Source organism: Streptomyces sp. NPDC058872 (assembly GCF_042743065.1).
In the GTDB taxonomy this organism is placed as follows: Bacteria; Actinomycetota; Actinomycetes; order Streptomycetales; family Streptomycetaceae; genus Streptomyces.
In genome coordinates, this window is record NZ_JBHYMK010000016.1 from 124151 (window position 1) to 143534 (window position 19384).

General features: G+C 73.2%; 9 protein-coding genes. All 9 read right to left on the reverse strand.

Annotation, left to right across the window (positions count from 1 at the left end; all coding sequences use genetic code 11):
• Positions 1 to 26: 26 nt before the first annotated feature.
• On the reverse strand, positions 27 to 1337 hold the full coding sequence (locus ACFW22_RS13180) for a methylaspartate mutase (protein ID WP_386402478.1): 1311 nt from the start codon (positions 1335 to 1337) through the stop codon (positions 27 to 29).
• On the reverse strand, positions 1334 to 1744 hold the full coding sequence (locus ACFW22_RS13185; protein ID WP_386402480.1) for a cobalamin B12-binding domain-containing protein: 411 nt from the start codon (positions 1742 to 1744) through the stop codon (positions 1334 to 1336). The genes ACFW22_RS13180 and ACFW22_RS13185 overlap by 4 nt, the downstream gene beginning before the upstream one ends.
• A gap of 163 nt (positions 1745 to 1907) precedes the next feature.
• Positions 1908 to 2123, reverse strand: coding sequence for an MbtH family protein (locus ACFW22_RS13190; RefSeq protein WP_386402482.1), 216 nt, complete (start codon positions 2121 to 2123; stop codon positions 1908 to 1910).
• Positions 2120 to 9313 carry an amino acid adenylation domain-containing protein gene (locus ACFW22_RS13195; protein ID WP_386402484.1) on the reverse strand — a complete coding sequence of 2398 codons (7194 nt, stop codon included), beginning with the start codon at positions 9311 to 9313 and terminating at the stop codon, positions 2120 to 2122. The genes ACFW22_RS13190 and ACFW22_RS13195 overlap by 4 nt, the downstream gene beginning before the upstream one ends.
• Before the next feature lie 177 nt (positions 9314 to 9490).
• On the reverse strand, positions 9491 to 15028 hold the full coding sequence (locus ACFW22_RS13200) for a condensation domain-containing protein (RefSeq protein ID WP_386402486.1): 5538 nt from the start codon (positions 15026 to 15028) through the stop codon (positions 9491 to 9493).
• 113 nt (positions 15029 to 15141) lie between these two features.
• On the reverse strand, positions 15142 to 16995 hold the full coding sequence (locus ACFW22_RS13205; protein WP_386402488.1) for an amino acid adenylation domain-containing protein: 1854 nt from the start codon (positions 16993 to 16995) through the stop codon (positions 15142 to 15144).
• An 8-nt stretch (positions 16996 to 17003) separates the two neighbouring features.
• Positions 17004 to 18038 carry a TauD/TfdA family dioxygenase gene (locus ACFW22_RS13210; protein WP_386402490.1) on the reverse strand — a complete coding sequence of 345 codons (1035 nt, stop codon included), beginning with the start codon at positions 18036 to 18038 and terminating at the stop codon, positions 17004 to 17006.
• 47 nt (positions 18039 to 18085) lie between these two features.
• Positions 18086 to 18871, reverse strand: coding sequence for a thioesterase II family protein (locus tag ACFW22_RS13215; protein WP_386402492.1), 786 nt, complete (start codon positions 18869 to 18871; stop codon positions 18086 to 18088).
• 237 nt (positions 18872 to 19108) lie between these two features.
• The coding region (locus ACFW22_RS13220; protein ID WP_386402494.1) for an acyl carrier protein at positions 19109 to 19384 on the reverse strand (276 nt) is incomplete at its 5' end.

Sequence of the window (19384 nt, forward strand, 5' to 3'; positions counted from 1 at the left end):
CGGGGCGGACGGCGGACGCCCGCGGTTCAGACGGCGAGCGGGGTGGCCGGTGGCCGGTCGTGGCCGTCGCCGCCGTCGCGGTGCCGGGGGTCGTCGTAGTGGTCGGCGACGTGGTGGAGGGCGGCGAGCAGACCGGCCGAGGTGAGGGGCGCTGCTTCGGCCGCACGGTCCGGGCGGATCGGCATGGCACCCGTACGGGCCCAGCGGAGTCGCCCCGCCGGGTCGACGAAGCCCAGCGAGCGCCCGGCGTTGTCGGGGTGGAGGCAGAAGGGCACGTCGAGAAGTCCCCGCGCGAAGGCGGCCGGCAGGGCCTTGGACAGGTCGGCGTCGAGGTCGAGGACGGTCTCGACGAGGGTGCGGGCCTCCTGGTACACCTCGCCGTCGCCGCCGGTCGCCGCGCTCATCGGAGCCCCGGTGAGCGCGGCGGTCGCCGCAGCGGTCTCCAAGGCGCGGACGTTCTCCTCCACGGTGGGGATGCGGTGGGCCTCCGCGGTGGTCTTCACGATGAGCCGGCCGGCGCCGGAGCGCACGGCGAGGCGGGCGGAGGCCTCCAGGAGGCGGGTGGCACCCTGCTCGGTGCGCGGGTAGACGCCCATGTAGGTGTAGAGGACGACGTGGTGGTCGACGTCATCGGGCAGGAACTCGGCGGCGAGTCGACGCAGGGCGTGCAGGGCCTCCTCGTCCTGGCGGGGGTCCGTCTGCTGGGCGTAGCTGAGCGAGACGCTCCGCACGCCGAACTGGACGAAGAACAGGCACTCGAGGACGCTCGTGGCCACCAACAGTCCGGGCGGGCAGAGTTGGCCGAGGAGGCAGCCGCCGAAGCTCTCCAGGTGCGGGACGGTGCCGGGCCGTGCGCCGGCGGCGAGCAGTTCGCAGGAGCGGGCCCAGGCGTCGACGGACTCCCGCAGGGGGGTGCGACCGTAGGGCAGGCAGTAGGAGACGGGGCCGCCTTCGGTGGCGTCCAGTCCGGCCGCGGTGAGCGCACGGACGATCGCCCGGGGGCGGGCGGAGCCGTGCCGGACCTGGACGGGGAAGTCCTCGTCGAGCAGGCCGTCGAGGACGGCCCGGGTGGTCGCCGGGGTGTGTGCCGTGATCGGGTACCCGTTGAGGCGGCTCCCCTCTGCGACGGCCGCGCGGGCGGCGGCGAGATCGCCGATGCGGGTGTAGCTGTCGACCGTGAGGGTGCCCGCGGTGTGGGCGGTGGCGGCTCTGGTCCGGGCGAGGCCGGAGCGCATCAGGCCGGGGTCGCCGAAGCCCATGCGGGGCTGGACGACGAGCCTGCCGGCGTCCGCGGCCGCCGCGACGAACCCGCCGAAGGACGGGGCGGGGGCGGTCAAGCCGGCACCTCCCTGCGGGCGCGTGCGGCGAGGAAGTCGCACAGGGCGTTCAGGTCTTCGCCCAGCACGGCGTCACAGCCGGCCTCGACCAGCCGTGCCACGTCCGCCTCCTGGCGGTACCCGGCGACGCCGAGCTTTCCCCCGAGGACGACGGGCAGCCCGGCCAGTGCGGGTTCCGCACGCAGTCGGCGGACGGCGGCGAGGCCGTCGCGGTAGCCGTGTCCGTTCACGCTGCTGAGGACGAGCACGTCGGGAACGTGCCGCAGACAGGCGGTGGTCAACAGCTCGGTGTCGACGCAGGGACCGATCCCGACGACCTCGCAGCCCTGTTCCTCAAGGAAGAGACGGAGGTACACGAGATTCCAGGTATGGGAATCCGATGCGGTTCCGCTCAGAAGTATCTTCATGCGTCGAGAATAGATTTACGAGGGTTCCGGAAGGGGAAGTAAGACCGGCAGTAGGGACCGGCACTTTTGTTTCACCCCTTCCTCCGGGGACTTCACCGAGGGAAACGTGAAAATCGCCGTGCCCCGCGTCGATTGCGGGGCACGGCGATTTCGTTGAGGCGGTTCAGGCGTACTGGGCGACGAGGCTGCGCGGGCGGATGTCGGTCCAGTGGGTGGTGATGTACTCCAGGGCGTCCTTGCGGCTCCCCACGCCCCAGACACTGTGCCAGCCTGCGGGAACAGCGGCGAAGGCCGGCCACAGGGAGTGCTGGCCCTCGTCGTTCACGACGACGTGGAACGAACCTTCGGCATTGTCGAACGGGTTGACGGAATCACTCATGACTGGCTCCTCATTTCTTCCTTCTGGAGTGCGGAGAGTTTCTCCGCAACTATTCTGCCGATCTTTTCGAGAGGCTCGGGTTCGGCCATCTGAAGGTGGCCGCATTCCACGGTGTGGTTGTCGATGACACCCTCGGTGAAGGGAATCCAGGTGGCGGCCAGGGCCCCTTCCTGCTCCCCCGGTCTGCGGGCGGTGAAGAACACCGCGTCGGCGTCGGCGACGCCCGGCACGTGGCGCGCCATGAGCTCGGCGTGGGTTTCGGAGGCACGGAGCACCGCCCGGAGTTCCGCATCGGAGAATCCGGCGAGGACGGGATCCTCACGACGGATCTCCTCCATCGCCGCCGCGAGCTCCCCGGCGTCCGCGGGGCCGGGCTTCGCGGCCTGCTCCTCGGGTGGCAGCACGGAGGTGCTTCCGGGCCCGGTCTGGTGGACGTCCAGGAGCGCGAGCAGTTCGACCCGCTCGCCCGCCTCGCGGAGCCGTACCGCCATCGTGTGGGCGACGAGACCGCCGTAGGACCAGCCGAGCAAGCGGTAGGGCCCCCAGGGTTGGACCTGCCGGATCCGCTCCAGGTAGTCGTCGGCCATTTCCTCGACGCTGCTCGGCCGGTGGTCGAGCTCGCTCAGCGCGCGGGCCTGCAGGGCGTACAACGGCTGGTCGTCACCGAGGTGCCGGGCGAGACCGGCGTAGGCCCAGCCGACACCGGTGCCGGGATGGACGCAGAACAGCGGGCGGCGGGTGCCCCGGGTGCTCAACGGGAGCAGGACGCCCAGGGCGGCGGCGGTGCCGTCGTCGGAGGAGCCGAGCAGTCCGGCGGGGGTGGGGAGCCGGAAGAGGTCACGGACGGTGCGCTCGATGCCGAGGACGCTGCGGACGCGGTTGACCAGACGGACTCCCAGCAGCGAATGGCCCCCCAGGGAGAAGAAGTTGTCGTCGATGCCGACGCCGGGCACGCCGAGGATCTCCGCGAACAGACCGCACAGCACCTCTTCCCGGGCGTTCCTGGGCCGTCGTCCGCTCTGGGCCGCGGGCCGGTGCGGCGCGGGCAGCGCCGCTCGATCGGGTTTGCCGTTGACGGTCAGCGGCAGGGCGTCGAGGACCACGACGGCGGACGGCACGAGGTGCTCGGGGAGCGTCGCGCGCGCCCCGGCGAGCAGCTCGGCCTCGGTGACCGAGGTTCCCGCGCGGGGAACGGCGTAGCCGACGAGGTGCTTCTCTCCTGGCCGGTCCTCGCGGACGACGACGAGCGCCTGGCCGACCGCGGGATGGGCGGCGAGGGCCCGCTCCACCTCGCCCGGCTCGATCCGTACGCCGCGCAGTTTGATCTGGCCGTCCGCCCGCCCGAGGAAGCGGAGCTCGCCCGCGGGCGTCCAGAGCGCCCGGTCGCCCGTGCGGTACATGCGGCTGCCGTCGCGCTCGAACGGATCGGGCACGAACCGCTCGGCGGTCAGCCCCGGGCGGCCCACGTAGCCCCGGGCCACGTGCGAACCGGCGATGTACAGCTCGCCGGGCACGCCCGGCGGAACCGGGCGCAGTCCCGCGTCGAGGACGTGGCTGCGGGTGTTGTCCATGGGCCGGCCGAGGTGGACTCCGGCACCCCGCAGGACGCGTTCCCCGGTGTCGAACCACTGGTTGTGGGAGGCGAAGGTGGTCTCGGTGGGACCGTACGAGTGGACGAGGACGGTGTCCGGGCAGTGCGCGAGGACCCGCTGGACGGCGGTCGGATCGGCGACGTCACCGCCGGTCCACACCTCGCTCAGCAGTCGGAGGGTGTCCAGGCCCTCGTCCGCCATGACGTGGAAGAGCCCCATGGTGAAGTAGGCCGAAGTGACGCCGTGTTCGCGGACGGCGCGGGCGGTCTCCGCGAGGTCCGTGCCGTCGCCGGGGGTGACGACGAGGCTTCCGCCGTTGAGCAGCGGCACCCAGATCTCGAAGACGGACGCGTCGAAACCGGTCGCCGAGTGGACCAGCATCCGGCACGGTGCACCCGCGCGGACGTCGCGGTCGGCGGCGAGTTCCAGCACGTTGCGGTGGGTGACGCCGACGCCCTTCGGCCGGCCGGTCGAACCGGACGTGAACATCACGTACATCAGGTCGTCCCCGGTCGCGGGGGCGTCCTCGGCGCGGGGGCCGGCGGTGTCGGGAACGCCCTCGGCGCCGGTGCCGCCGACGTCCGGGGTGTGCGGCGCCGCCCCTTCCCGCCCGTCCACGAGCAGGAGGGCCGGCCCCTCCCCGGTCCCGGCGACCGCGGCGTGGCCCGCGTCGGTCGCCACCACCCGCACTCCGGCGTCTTCCAGCATCAGCCGGATCCTGGCCTCGGGGAGGCTCGGGTCCAGGGGGAGGTAGGCGGCTCCGCACTTGAGGACCGCCAGGGCGGTCACCACCAGCGGGACGCCCCGTTCGAGGAGGACGCCCACGGTGTCGCCGCGGTGGACCCCGGTGGAGCGGAGCCGGGCGGCGAGCGCGTCGGCCCGCGAGTCGAGTGCGCGGTAGCCGACGGTCTCCCCGTCGGTGATCAGCGCGGGCGCACCGGGGGTGCGGGCGGCACGGCGGGCGATGAGCTCGTGGATCGTGTCGGGCTCCGCGGGCACCACGGTGGCGGTGTCGTTGTACTCGGTGATCAAGCGGAAGCGGTCGGCGGCGGTGAGCAGGTCGACGTCCCCGATCCGGGTCCCGGGGTCGACGGCGACGACCCGCAGGGTCTGTTCCAGATGGGCGGCGAGCAGCGCGGCCGTGGGCGGGTCGAACAGGTCCGTGGCGTATTCCAGGCCGCCGACGAGGCCGGTGGGACGTCCGTCGTCGCCCCTGCGCTCCTCCATCCCGAAGGTCAGGTCGAACTTGGTGGAGACGGTGTCGAGGAGCGGCTCCCCCGCGTCGTGCCCGGTGTGGAAGAGGGCCTTCGCCGCCGCGGCACCGGGCACGTCACCGGTGTAGTCGTGGTGGAGTTGGACGACGATCTGGGTCAACGGGTGGTGGGCGGTGGTGCGGATCGGGTTGAGCTGCTCGACGACCCGTTCGAAGGGCAGCTCCTGGTGACCGTAGGCCGCGAGGTCGGTCCGTCGGACCCGTTCGAGGAGTTCGACGAAGGTGGGGTCGCCCGAGGTGTCGGTGCGCAGCACCAGGGTGTTGACGAAGAAGCCGACGAGCCCGCCGAGCCGCTCGTCGTCACGTCCGGCCGTCATGGTGGCGAGCGGCAGGTCCGTGCCCGCCCCGTGCCGGGTGAGGACGGCGGCCAGGGCCGCCTGGAGGACCATGAACAGGGTGGCGCCGCTGCGTCGGGCCAGGGTTTCCAGGGCCTGGTGGGTGGCGGCGTCGAGGACGACGGGGACGCGGCCTCCGCGGTGGGTGGCTTCGGCGGGGCGGGGACGGGCGGAGGGCAGTTCGAGCACGGCGGGGGCGCCCGCCAGGGTCTCCTCCCAGAACTCGAGGTGTGCCCCCGCTGCCGGACCGTCGATCAGGTCCTGCTGCCAGAGGGTGTAGTCGGCGTACTGGACGGGCAGCGGCTCCCAGTCGGGGGCGCGTCCCCCGCTCCTGGCCCGGTAGGCGGTCCCGAGGTCGGCGAGCAGGGGGCCGGTGGACCAGCCGTCGGCGGCGATGTGGTGGACGAGGAGGACGAGGACCTGCGTGCCTTCGTCGTCGGTGGTGAGGAGCGTGGCGCGCAGGGGCGTCTCCTCCGCCAGGTCGAAGACGTGCGAGGCGGCCGTTGCGACGCCGGCCGCGATCCGGTCGGCGGGCACGGAGTCCACGTCGAGCGGGGGCCTGACTGCGGTGAGGACCTCCTGGTGGGGCTCTCCGTCGACGGCGCGGTAGCGGGTGCGCAGCACTTCGTGCCGGTCGGAGAGGTCGGTGAGGGCCTCGGCCAGCACCCGGGCGTCGAGGGGTTCGGCGGGTCGCAGGACCAGCGGAATGTTGTAGGAGGCGCTGGGACCTTCGAGGGTGTCGACGAACCACAGCCTGCGCTGCGCGTACGACAGGGGGACGCGGGCGGGACGGTCCGGGCGCGGGACGGGCCGGGAGCGGACCGGTTCCGCGGCACCGGTGGCGTCCGGGCCGGTGGTCCGGGCGGCGATGCGACGGGCGAGCCCGTCGGGGGTGGGGGCGATGAGCAGGTCGCGGACCTGTACGTCGACGCCCAGGCGGGCACGGATCCGGTTGGCGAGCCGCACCCCGCTCATGGAGTGGCCGCCGATGCTGAAGAAGCCTTCGTGCGGGCCGACCTGATCCAGGCCGAGCGCCTCGGCGAACAACTCCCTGAGGACGTCGACCTGTTCGGCGGGCGGCTCGGCGTCGGAGCGATCGGCCGGCTCGACGGTGGTCGAGCGGGCAGCGGCGGCGCGGCGCTCGTCGAGGGCCTGCCGAACGGCGGGGTCGACCAGTGCACCGTCCGGGACGGACTGCCCGGGCCGGGCGGCGGCGGCACGCAGGGCGCGTTCCAGGGCGGTGAGCAGGGTGCGGGCGGTGTCCTCGTCGAACACGTCCCGGGCGTACTCCAGCCCGAGCCGGAGCCCGGCGGGGGCGCCGTCGGCATCGCGGAGGTCTTCGAAGGCGGCGGTGAGGTCGAACTTGGTGGTGGCGGACGCGTCACCGACGAAGCGACCGACGAGGTCACCGAAGCGGAAGGCTCCGGGGTCGGGGCCCGTGGTGCGCAGGGTGAGCATCACCTGGAAGAGCGGGTGGACGCCGGGCGTGCGGGGCGGGTTGAGGTGCTCGACGAGGAGGTCGAAGGGGAGTTGTTGGTGGGCGAACGCCATGAGGTCGGCGTCGCGGACCCGGTGCAGCAGGTCGGTGAAGGCGGGGTCTCCGGAGGTGTCCGTGGGCAGCACCAGGGTGTTGACGAAGAAGCCGACGAGCTCGTCGAGGGCTTCGTCGTCGCGTCCTGCGACGGGGGTGCCGAGTGCGGTTCGCTCTCCGGCGCCGCTCGCCCGCAGCGCCAGCGCCAGCGCGGCTTGCAGCACCATGAGGAGGCTGGCGTCGTGTTCTTCGGCGATTCGGGCGAGGTCGGTGTGGACGCCCGGTTCGAGGACGGTGGCGACCAGGCCCCCGTCGTGGTCGCGGAGGGCGGGACGCGGCCGGTCGAGCGGCAGGTCGGTCGCGGCGGGCAGACCGTCCAGGGCCGTGCTCCAGTGGGCCAGGCCGAGGAAGGCGGGGGAATCGGGGTCCTGGGGATCACCGAGGAGTTCGTTCTGCCAGAGGGTGTAGTCGGCGTACTGGACGGGCAGCGGCTCCCCATCGGGCGCGCGCCCCTCGGCACGGGCCGCGTAGGCGCGGGCGAGGTCGGTCATCAGGGGGTTGAGGGACCAGCCGTCGCCGGCGACGTGGTGGAGCAGGACGGCCAGCGTGGCGCCGGGTCCGTCGTCCGGGAGGAACAGGGCGACGCGCAGCGGCAGTTCGCGGGAGAGGTCGAAGGTTTCCTCGGTGAAGTCGGCTACCCGGGAGGCGAGTTCACCGGCGGAGCACTCGACGGTGCGCAGCCGGACGGCGGTGGGGGCGAGGACGTGCTGGTAGGGCTCGTCCTGGGGCGCCGGGAACACGGTGCGCAGCACCTCGTGGCGTTCGACGAGATCGGTCACCGCGGCGGCGAGCGCGGCGCGGTCGGGGACGGCGTCGAGGTCGAGGACGATCGGCATGTTGTAGGCGGAGGAGGGGCCGTCGAGTTGGCCGACCAGCCACAGTCTGCGCTGGGCGTGCGAGAGCGGGACCCGGTCCTCGACGGGCAGGGGTTCCTCGTCGACCACGGGCAGGCGCGGGTCGGTCGTCCGCAGCACCTTGCGGTTGATCTTGCCGGAGCTGGTGCGGGGCAGGGCGACGACGAGGGAGACGGTGGGCACCGCGGCGGCCGGCATGCGCCCGCGCACCCAGTCGCGGAGTTCTTCCACGCCGGTGCCGCCGTCGGTCACCACGAAGGCGACGAGGCGCTTGACCCCGTCGCCGTCCTGCTGGGCGACGACGGCGGCCTCCCGGACCCTGGGGTGGGCGGCCAGGACGGAGTCGACGGCCGCGGGGTCGATGCGCTGGCCGCCGATCTTGACCTCGTCGTCGAGCCGACCGTGGTAGAGGATCTGCCGGTCCTCGCCGATGGTGACGAGGTCGCCGGTGCGGTAGGCGCGTTCGCCGTCCAGGACGGTGAAGCGTCGGGCGTTCAGTTCGGGGCGGTGGAGGTATCCGCGGGTCAGGCCGCCGCCGAGGAGCCACAGCTCTCCGTCGACGACGGCGGCGCGCACTCCCGGGAGGGGGCGGCCGATGGGGACGGGCCCGGAGTCATGGCGGCTGAGGTCGGCCACGGTGGCCACCACGGTGGTTTCGGTGGGCCCGTAGCAGTTCAGCAGGCGGATCCGGTCGCCGACGAGGGCGCGCCACTGGGCGACGCGCTCGGGCAGGGCGGCCTCGCCGTAGATCATGACGGTGCGCAGGGCGTCGGGGAGGCGGACCGATTCGGCGGTGAGGACGTAGACCAGCTCGTGCCAGTAGGCGGCGGGCAGGTCGAGGTGGGTGATGCCGTGCCGGACGCAACCGGAGAGGAGTTCGGCCACGTCGAGCATGTCGTCGGTGCGCAGGACGAGGGTGCCGCCGGCGCCGAGGGTGGCGAAGACCTCCTGGATGCTGGCGTCGAAGTGCAGCGGGCTGAACTGGAGGACCGCGTCCTCGGGGCCGATGCCGTAGGCGGGGGTGGCGCCGGCGATGAAGTGGGCGAGGGAGTCGTGGGCGACGACGACGCCGTTGGGGGTGCCGGTGGATCCGGAGGTGTAGATGACGTAGGCCGCGCCTTCTCCGGCACCGGGGCCGTCGAGGACGAGTTCGCCGTGGTGGGCGACGTCGGCGGGGGCGGGCGCCCGGTCCCCGCAGGCGTCCTTGAGGATGGCCTCGTTGCGGGCGTCGGGGGCCTGGACGTCGAGGGGCAGATAGGCGGCGCCCGTGCTGAGGACGGCGAGGAGGCCGACGATCGCCTCGATGCCCCGGGGGCGGTGGAGGGCGACCAGCCGGCCGGGGCCCGCGCCCTGCGCGGTGAGCTCCCGGGCCCGTTCCCGTACTGCCGCGGCGAGCTCGGCGTAGGTCAGCCGGGCGGCTGCGTGGACCAGGGCGGGGGCGTCGGGGCGGGTGCGGGTCTGGTGGGCGATCAGGTCGAGCACGAGCGGTGCGGGGGCGGGAGAGGGTCCGCCGTCGAGCAGGTCTTCCGTTCTGCTGGGGGGCATGCTGCATTCCTCTGGTAAAGGGCCGAGAGACCGGGGCGAACGGTTCCTCTCGCCTCCGTGCCCTTCACGCTAGGGGCCCCGTCCGTCCTCCCGGGGCAGTCGGCCCCGGCAGCTCCGGACGCCCCGGCAGCTCCGGGCGGCAGAAGGCGTCTGCCCGGAGCTGCCGGTGGCGGACCGTCAGCGGGCGGGGCGGCGGGCGCCCGCCTTGGTGCGACGGTGCAGTGCGGGTGCGGCGGGCCGGCGGGGCGGCGTACCCGCGGGCACGGCCCCACCGGTGCCGGGCCGGTCGTCGGAGCCGGCCATGCGGCGGGCGAGGGACGCGGCCGTCGGATGGCGGAAGACGTCCCGCAGGGTGAGGTCCTGGCCGAACTCCGTACGGATCCGGTTGAGCAGCCTGACCGCGAGGAGCGAGTGCCCGCCCGACTTGAAGAAGTTGTCGTCCCTGCCGATCGCACGGCCTCCGAGGACGTCCCGGAAGACCCCGAGGAGGTGTTCCTCACGGCTGTCCGGGGCGGTGTCGGTGCGCCGTTCGCCTCCCTCGGGAAGGGAACCGGCGTGTTCGCCGGACGCCGGCAGTCGGGGGACGACGAGGACGCGGACCGGGGCCAGGTACTCGGGCAGCTTCTCGGCCGCCCACCCGCGCAGCGCCTCCCCGTCGGCGCCGTCCGGGCCGGGGGTGACGTAGGCGTGGAGCCGGTCGTCACGGACGGCGACGGACGCTCCGGTCACGTCGGGGTGCCCGACGAGCACCCCTTCGACCCGGCCGGGCTCCACGGGGTAGCCGCTCACCGTGAGGGTGGCGACGGTCCGCAGGGTGCCGTCGGCCAGGGCGTACGCCCTCCGGCCGGTGGCGCGCAGTCCGCCGCCGGGCGTCCGTTCGTGGACGTCGCCGGGCACCCGCACCGGCACGGGCCGTCCCCGTTCGTCCCGGACTGCCTCCGGTCCCTCGGGGGCCGTCGGGCCGTACGGTGCCGCGGAGAGCGGGAGGGAGGGGGCGGCGGCGAACGCGTCGAGGGTCTCGACCAGTCGCCGGGCCAGGAGCGCGGCGGTGTCCGCACCGTAGAGGGCGGTGGCGTGTTCCAGGGCACCGCTCAGACCGGCCGGTGCTCCGTCCGCGTCGACGAGTTCGGTGAGCGCGAAGGTGAGGTCGGTCTTGGCTCCCTCGGCGCTGAACGCGACCGGTTCTCCGTCGAACACGGACGGGGATCCGGATCCGGCGGCGGCGGCGTGCACCTGCAGCATCACCTGGACGAGCGGGGCGTGGGCGGCGGAGCGGTGCGGGCTGAGGTGCTCGACGAGCCGGTCGAAGGGGAGGTCCTGATGGCTGTAGGCGGCGAGCCCCGTCTCACGGACGCGGCGGACGAGCTCGGCGAAGGAGGGGTCGCCCGCGGTGTCGGTGCGCAGCACCAGGGTGTTGACGAAGAATCCGACGAGCGGGTGGAGGGCGTCGTCCGCGCGGCCGGCGACGGTGGTGCCGATGGCGATGTCGGTGCCCGCGCCGTGTCGGGTGAGGAGCGAGGCGAGGGCTGCCTGCACGACCATGAAGAGGGTGGCACCGGTGTCACGGGCACAGCGCAGCAGGGCCCGGTGGGTGGTGGCGCTCACCGTGAACGGGGTGAGGGCGCCGGCGCCGTCGCTCTCGACGGGACGGGGTCGGTCGGTGGGCAGGGCGAGCAGGGGCGGCAGTCCGTCCAGGGTGCTGTTCCAGTGGGCGAGCTGTGCCTCGGCGAGGCCCTGGGGACCGTCGAGGAGTTCGTGCTGCCAGAGGGTGTAGTCGGTGTACTGGACGGGCAGCGGCTCCCAGTCGGGGGCACGCCCCTCGGCACGGGCCCGGTAGGCGACGTCGAGGTCGGCGAGCAGACAGCCGGTGGACCAGCCGTCGCCGGCGATGTGGTGGAGCAGGAGCACCATGACCTGGCCGCCGTCGTCTTCCGTCAACAACCAAGACCGGAAGGGTATTTCGGAGGCCAGGTCGAAGACGTGTCCGGCAGCGGCGTCAACGGCCGCGCGCAGGGCGTCGGGCCCGGCGGTCCGGATCTGCTGGAGCACGGGCGCCACGCCGTTCAGCACCTGCTGGTACGGCTCGCCGTCCGCCGTCCGGTAGACGGTGCGCAGCACTTCGTGGCGGGCGGTGACGTCGGCGAGGGCCAGGGACAGCGCGGCCTCTTCGACCGGACGGCGAAGCCGGGTGACGACGGGGATGTTGTAGGTGGCGCTCGGTCCTTCGAGCCGGTCGAGGAACCAGAGTCGGAGTTGGGCGGCGGAGAGGGGGACGCGTGCGGGGCGCAACTCCTGGGGGACGGGGCGCAGCGGGGGGCGGGCCGGTCCGTTCCCCTGCTCGCCGAGGCGGCGGAGGAGCCGTCGGGGCGTGGGGGCGAGGAAGACGTCGCGGATCGCGGCCTGGAGCCCGAGCGCCCCGCGGATGCGGTTGGTGAGCTTCCCCGCGAGCAGCGAATGCCCGCCCAGCTTGAAGAAGTTCTCGTCGGGCAGCACCGCGTCCCGGTCGAGGACCTCCGCGAAGAGCCCGCAGATGATCTCCTCGCGGGGGTCGGCCGCGGCACGGCCCTCCGACTCCCGGCCTTCACCCGCCCCGGTCCGCGAGGCGGCGCGCCGGCCTTCGGCGAGGGCGAGCGCCTCGTGACGGCGGTCGAGGGCGCCGCGCTCCTCCTCGCTCAGCAGGACGATCCCGCTCAGCGGGGTGTCACCGGTCCGTTCGGCGAGGGCCGTCAGGGCACGGCCGAACAGACCGACGAGGAGTCGTGCGGTGTCCTCCTCGTAGAGGTCGGTCGCGTACTGCAGTCCGAGGAGCACTCCCCCGGGCCCGCCGCCCTCGTCCTGGGTCTCGGCACAGTGGAAGGCGAGGTCGAACTTGGCCCCGGCGAGATCGGCGCCGTCCGCCGTTCCCCGCATGTCGCCGAGGGTCACGGCGGCGTCCTGGACGGTCTGTGCGCTCAGCATGACCTGGAAGAAGGGGTGGCGGCCGAGGGACCGCTCGGGGTTGAGGTCCTCGACCAGCAGGTCGAAGGGGAGTTCGCCGTGGGCGAAGGCCGCCAGGTCCGCGTCCCGGACCCGCCGCACCAGTTCGGCGAGGGTGGGGTCCCCGGACAGGTCGGTGCGCAGGGCCAGGGTGTTCACGAAGAACCCCACGAGGTCGTGCAGGTCCTCCTCGGGACGACCCGCCACCGCCGTGCCCACCACGACGTCCTCTCCGGCACCCGCCGCCCGCAGGGCCAGGGAGAGGGCCGCCCTGACGACCATGAAGAAGGTGACCCGACTGCTGCGGGCCAGGCCGGTGAGCGCCTCGTGGACCTGCGGTCCCAGTTCCGCGGTCACCACCGCCCCCCGGTTTCCGGGCTCCGTGGGACGGGGCCGGTCGGCGGGCAGCCGGGTCTCGGCGGGAATGCCGTCCAGGGCCTTGCGCCAGAAGTCCAGTTGGACGCCTCGGACGCCCTGCGGGCCGTCGAGCACGTCCCGCTGCCAGAGGGCGTAGTCGGCGTACTGGACGGGCAGCGGCTCCCAATCGGGCGCGCGCCCCTCGGCACGGGCCCGGTAGGCGAGGTCGAGATCGGCGAGCAGACGGCCCACCGACCAGCCGTCGGTCGCGATGTGATGGAGCGACAGGACCAGGGTGGACGTTCCGTCCTCGACCTCGAACAGTCTTGCCTTCAGGGGTTGTTCGGTCGTGATGTCCAGCGGGATGCGAGCGAAGGCGGTCGCCCGGACCCGGGCGTCCTCCGGCGTGGTGCACGGCTCGCTCTCGATCCGCACCTCCGGATCGGCGTGGACGTGCTGGTGGGGCTCTCCGTCCCGCACCGGGTACGTGGTCCGCAGCACCTCGTGCCGGTGGATCACGTCCCGTACGGCCGATTCCAGCAGGGCGGGCTCGGGCCGTGCGTCCAGCCTGATCACCACGGGTGCGTTGTACGCCGGGGAGGAACCGTCGAGACGGTTGAGGAACCACAGCCGGCGCTGGGCGTACGACAGGGGGACGGGATCGGGACGGTGCTCGTGGGGGACGGGCCGCAGGGGCGGCACGTCGGAACCGGTGCGCCGCTCGCCGAGGCGGCGGAGGAGTTGCCGGGGCGTGGGGGCGAGGAAGACGTCGCGGATCGCGGCCTGGAGCCCGAGCGCCCCGCGGATGCGGTTGGTGAGCTTCCCCGCGAGCAGCGAATGCCCCCCGAGCTTGAAGAAGTTGTCCTCGGAACGCACGTCCGCACGGTCCAGGATCTCCGCGAACAGACCGTTCAGGATCTCCTCGCGGGGGTCCGCCGGAGGGTGGGCACCGGCCCGGCGGGCTTCGTGCGCTTCCCGCTGCCCGGTGGTGCGCTGCCGTGCCGCTTCCGCGAGGGCCCGGTGACGGCGGTCGAGGAAGACGCCCTCGTCGTCCGCGAGGAGCTCGATCGCGCTGAGCGGGGTGTCGTCGCTCCGCTCGGCGAAGGCCGTCAGCGCGCGCCGGAACACCGTGAGGAGCAGCCGTGCGGTGTCCTCGTCGTAGAGGTCCGTCGCGTACTGGAGCCCGAGGAGCACCCCGCCGGGCTCACCTCCGGCGCCGGACGTCTCCTGGCAGTGGAAGCTCAGGTCGAACTTGGCGGCGGCGAGGTCGGCGTCGTCGAGGACGGCCGGGATGCCGCCGAGCGTCACGGCGGTGTCCTGGACGGTCTGTGCGCTCAGCATGACCTGGAAGAAGGGGTGGCGGCCGAGGGACCGCTCGGGGTTGAGGTCCTCGACCAGCAGGTCGAAGGGGAGGTCTTCATGGGCGAAGGCCGCCAGGTCGGCTGCTCGGACCCGGTCGACGAGCGCGCCCAGGCCCGGGTCTCCGGACAGGTCCGCGCGCAGGGCCAGGGTGTTCACGAAGAACCCGACGAGGTCGTGCAGGTCCTCCTCGGGACGCCCCGCCACCGCCGTGCCCACCACGACGTCCTCTCCGGCACCCGCCGCCCGCAGGGCCAGGGACAGCGCGGCACGGGCCACCATGAAGAAGGTGCCGCCCCTGGCACGGGCCAGGGCGGCGAGGGCACGGTGGGTTCCCGCTTCCAGTTCCGCGGTCACCACCGCCCCCCGGTTTCCGGGCTCCGCGGGACGGGGCCGGTCGGCGGGCAGCCGGGTCTCGGCGGGAATGCCGTCCAGGGCCTTGCGCCAGTGGGCGAGCTGCTCGTGCGCGGTGCTGTCCGGGTCGCCGGGGTCACCGAGCATGTCCCGCTGCCAGAGGGCGTAGTCGGCGTACTGGACGGGCAGCGGCTCCCAATCGGGCGCGCGCCCCTCGGCACGGGCCCGGTAGGCGAGGTCGAGATCGGCGAGCAGACGGCCCACCGACCAGCCGTCCGTGGCGATGTGGTGCACCAGGAGCACCAGCACGGCCGGCCCGTCGGGTGCATGGAACAGCCCGACGCGGAGGGGGAGTTCACGGGTGACGTCCACGGGGAGCCGGGCGAAGGCAGTCGCGCGGGCCGGTGCGTCGTCAGCGCTGCACTCTTCCGCCTCGACGCGCACCTCGGGCTCGTCGAGGATCTCCTGGTACGGCTCCTCGTCCCTGGCCGGATACACGGTCCGGAGCACCTCGTGACGCTCCACCAGGTCCCGCACCGCCGCCTCGAGGACGGCCGTGTCGGGCGTCGATCCCAGCCGGAGCACGACGGGCGCGTTGTAGGCCGAGGAGGAACCTTCGAGCCGGTTGAGGAACCACAGTCGGCGCTGGGCGTAGGACAGGGGGATCACGGTTGCTGCTCCTCGTGGATGGCGGGGGCGGGCGGGTGAGCCGGTGGCAGGGGCCGCGGTGCGGGCGCGGACCGCGGTGTCGGCACGGGACGGGATGCGGGCGCGGACCGCGGTCAGACATCCCGTGCGGCCAGCAGCTCCTCGATGTGGGCGGCCAGGTCGCGCAGCCGTGGGTGGGCGTACACGGCCTTGACCGGCAGTGCCACGGACAGTTCGGCCCGCACCCGGGAAACCAGCTTGATGGCGAGCAGGGAGTGGCCGCCGAGCTTGAAGAAGTTGTCGTCCGGGCCGATCGACGCGGCGCCGAGCACCTGCGTCCAGACGCGGGCGATCAGCTCCTCCGCCCGGCCGTCCAGGCCGTTGCCGTCGAGGTCGTCGACGCGGGTTTCCTCCGGCGCGGTCTCCGTCGGGTTCTCCGGGCGGGTGGGCAGCGCGGACCGGTCCAGCTTGCCGCTGGGGGTGGTCGCGAAGCGGTCGACCGCGACGAACGCGCTCGGCACCATGTAGGTGGGCAGGGCGTCCGACAGGGCCGCACGCAGGGTGGTGGCGTCCCCGCCCCGGTGATAGGCGATCAGGCAGGCGGTGCCTCCGGCGTCCTCACCGAGGATCACGGCGGCCTCGGCGACGCCGGGCACCCGGGTGAGGGCGGCCTCGATCTCCGGGAGCTCGATGCGGTGTCCGCGCAGCTTGATCTGGCCGTCGGCGCGGCCGAGGTAGACCAGGCTGCCGTCGGGGCGGAGCCGGCATCGGTCACCGGTGCGGTACATCCGCCCGCCGGGAGTGACAGCGGCCCCGGCGAGGTCTGCGACGAAACGCTCTGCCGTCAGACCGGGGCGGCGACGGTAGCCCCGCCCCACGCGCGGACCGGCGAGGTACAGTTCGCCGGCCTCCCCCGGTCCGACCGGTGCGAGCTTCTCGTCGAGCAGGCGCATCTCCAGTCCGGGCAGGACGGCACCGATGTGCGGCTCCCCCGGTCCGTCGATCCAAGCGGCGGTGGAGTCCACCGTGCACTCGGTCGGGCCGTACACGTTCAGCGCGCGCAGCAGACCGGCCCGGTGGGCCGCGGCGAAGCGGTCCCACAGCGCCGGGCTGATCGCTTCGCCCCCGACCAGCAGGGTCAGCGGACGGGGCCCGCCGTCCGCCGTCAGCAGGTCGAGCAGCGGTTCGGCGTGCGAAGGCGTGATGTCCAGGTCGGTGAGGGAGTGCTCGTCGACGAAGCCGGCGAGCAGGGCCGGGTCACGGCGCGTCTCCTCGTCGATCATGACGAGGGTGTCGCCCCGGCAGAGCCGTATCCACTGCTGCACGGAGGCGTCGAACGACGGGGACGCGTTCCAGCCGACCCGCCGTCCCTCGCCGCTGGCGGCACCCTCCGATTCCAGCTCCGCGAGGAGGAGCGAGGCGGAGGCGCGTCCGATCTCGACGCCCTTGGGTCGACCGGTGGAACCGGAGGTGTAGATGACGTAGGCCAGCGTGTCCGCACCGACCGGAACGGGCTCGTACGGGGCCGGGGCGCCGTTCGGAGCGCCCGTCAGCTCGGCAGCCGTCACCACGCGGACGCCGGGGACCGGAGAGGCGGTGGTGCCGTCCAGGACCACGAGGTCGGCCCCGGAGTCCTCGACGAGGTAGCGACGGCGGTCGGCGGGCAGCGCCGGATCGACCGGCAGGTAGGCGGCGCCCGCGGTGAGGGTGCCGATGATCGCCGTGACCAGGGCGGCGCCTCGCGGCAGGCAGAGGGCGACGACGCTCTCCGGACCGATGCCGAGGGCGGCGAACCGGACGGCGATCGCGGCGGCCTCTGCGCGCAGTTCGTCGAAGGTGAGCCGGTCGTCACCGGCGATGACGGCGGTCCGGTCGCCGGGGGCGGTGGCGAGTCGGGCCAACAGGTCGACGGCACCGGTGCCGCGTACGGGGGCCTCGGCGACGGCAACGGTCGGGCTGGCGGAGCGCTCGGGGAGAACGGCGGTCATGGCGGGGCTCACCTTCCGTACAGGGTGGTCGAGGGGGCGGAGGTCGGGGAGCAGTCGGAGAGCCGCACCGGCTCGCCCATGGCGACGAGGATCTTCCGGTCCCCGGTGTACGACTCGCGGCCGTGTGCGCAGAGGATGTTGTCGACGAGCATCAGGTCACCGGCCTGCCAGCTCTCCCTGAGCGTGACCGCCTGGTACACCTCGTTGATCGCGTCCACCTCGGCGTCGGTGAGGGCGGTGCCGTCGCCCAGCCGGGTGTCGAACGGCAGTCCGTCCTCGCCGAACGTGTCGGTGAGGACCTCGCGGACGTCCTCGTCGAGGCTGCGGGCGTTCCAGAAGGCGAAGTGGTTGAACCAGGACTGCTCGCCCGTCACCGGGTGGGTGATGATCGCGGAACGACGCTGCCGGGTGCGCAGCGTGTCCTCGTCGAGCCATTCGTAGCCGATCGCGTGGGCGTCGCAGTACTCCTCCGCCCCCGCGGGCTCGTCGGAGGAGAACGCCTTGCGCCAGGGCATGCCCGCCAGGTCGGAGTAGTTGCGGACCAGCAGCCAGCCCGCCTCTGCGAACCGGGCGACCAGTTCCCGCGGCAGCATGGCGAGGGCCTCGCGCATGTCGCCGACGGTGGTCGCACCGCCGGTCTCGGGCGCGGTGACACAGCCGAAGAGCAGCACCCCGGGGAAGTCGAGGGTGTAGCTGTTCTCGTTGTGCAGGCGGATCGGTTGGGCGGCGGGCAGGTCCGTGGAGGAGAACACCCCTTCGCCGAAGTCGGTGCGGGGGGTGGCCTTCTCCTTGTATCCGGCGCGCTGGGCGATCAGCGCGTCGCGGGCCTCGGCGAAGGTCGCCGCATCCGTCATCGGCAGCCCCCGCAGCATGACCGCACCATGACGGTGCAGCTCGGCCTGGATGGCGGGGAGTTGGGTGGTCAGCCAGGCGGAGGCCTCCGCCATGGTGTCGAAGGCCGGGGTGCGGATGAGGGCCGGCTTGCCGGGCTCCCGGACGGCGGCGACGCCCGTGGTGGTCGGATGCGGGGCGTACGTGGTCATGATGGGTTCCTCGTGTTCCCTCGAAGGAATCGTCTGTTGGCGGGAAATCAGGCGTTGCTGGGGACGGAGGCGTGCAGCGCCTCCAGGACCGGGTTCAGTCGGGCGAAGAAGCCGGGCAGGTCCTGCTGGAAGTAGAAGTGGTCGCCGGTCAGGACCTCGGGCACGATCTGCTGCCCGGCCACCAGGGACCATCCGTCGAGCATGTCGACGGGGACGATCGGATCGGCGTCGCCGCCGAACACCGCGACCGGGCAGTCGAGCCGCACGTCGGGGGCGGTGCACTGATAGGCGTCGTCGATGGCGAAGTCGGCGCGGATCGACGGCAGGACGATCTCCCGCAGTTCCTCGTCGTCGAGGATGCCGTCGTCGGTGCCGCCGCGCTCCTTGATCGCGGCAACCAGCTGGTCGTCGTCGAGCCGCTCCGGATGGACCGGACACTGGTTGGGCAGCACGGGCGCCCGGCAAGCGGACGCGATCAGCCCTCGCGGGGTGCGCCCGGTGGCCTGCAGGGCGCGGGTCACCTCGAAGGCGACCAGGGAACCCATGCTGTGTCCGAGCACCACCAGGGCGCCGGTGTCCGCGGGGAGGGCGTCGACCACCGGCAGCGCCAGGTCGTCGACGGACTCGGGCAGGTCCTCGCTGAAGCGGGCTCCCCGGCCGGGGTACTGACCGATGAGCAGCCGGACGTCGGCCGGCAGGTGCTCGCGCCAGACGCTGTAGGCGTGTGCATTGCCCCCGGCGTGCGGCAGCACGAGCAGCGACAGGCGGTGCGGGAGGTCACCGGGAAGGTCCCAGACGACGTCCTCGGGGGCAGGGGTGGGGAAGGTGGTCATCAGTCGATCCGTTCTGTCGTTCTTGCGGTCGTGGTGGTCGTCTTGTTCGTGGCTCCGGAGGCGCTCGCGGTCTCAGGGCCGTCCCGTGATCGCGGTGGATCGGCGCGGGACGTCGGATGCGGTGCGCCGCAGGGCGGAGGGAAGGGACCCCTGGGGTCGGGCGCGTTCGGGTGGGCCGGGACGCAGCAGCGTGCCGTGGCCGTCGTCGTGCGTCCGCCGGGGGTCGGGGGACCGTCCTCAGGCCCTGTCGCGCCGGCGGAGGGCGGGACGGGCCTTCTTCGCGGGCGCGGCCTTCAGCGAGGCGATGTGCTCGGCGAGCCGGGCGGGGGTGGGGTGCTGGAAGACGTCGCGAACGGTGAGGCGCACGTCAAGGGCACGGGCGATGTGGTTGGTGAGGCGGGCGCCGAGGAGGGAGTGTCCGCCGTGGTGGAAGAAGTCGTCGTCGATGGTGAGGTCGGTGGTGGTGTTGAGGGTGTGGGTGAAGAGGGTGAGGAGGGTTTCCTCCAGGGGGGT

Excerpts from the sequence above, each read along its gene's own strand:
- ACFW22_RS13185 (WP_386402480.1), bottom strand. The coding sequence starts at position 1,744 with ATGAAGATACTTCTGAGCGGAACCGCATCGGATTCCCATACCTGGAAT.
- ACFW22_RS13195 (WP_386402484.1), bottom strand. The coding sequence starts at position 9,313 with ATGCCCCCCAGCAGAACGGAAGACCTGCTCGACGGCGGACCCTCTCCC.
- ACFW22_RS13210 (WP_386402490.1), bottom strand. The coding sequence starts at position 18,038 with ATGACCACGTACGCCCCGCATCCGACCACCACGGGCGTCGCCGCCGTC.
- ACFW22_RS13190 (WP_386402482.1), bottom strand. The coding sequence starts at position 2,123 with ATGAGTGATTCCGTCAACCCGTTCGACAATGCCGAAGGTTCGTTCCAC.
- ACFW22_RS13205 (WP_386402488.1), bottom strand. The coding sequence starts at position 16,995 with ATGACCGCCGTTCTCCCCGAGCGCTCCGCCAGCCCGACCGTTGCCGTC.
- ACFW22_RS13215 (WP_386402492.1), bottom strand. The coding sequence starts at position 18,871 with ATGACCACCTTCCCCACCCCTGCCCCCGAGGACGTCGTCTGGGACCTT.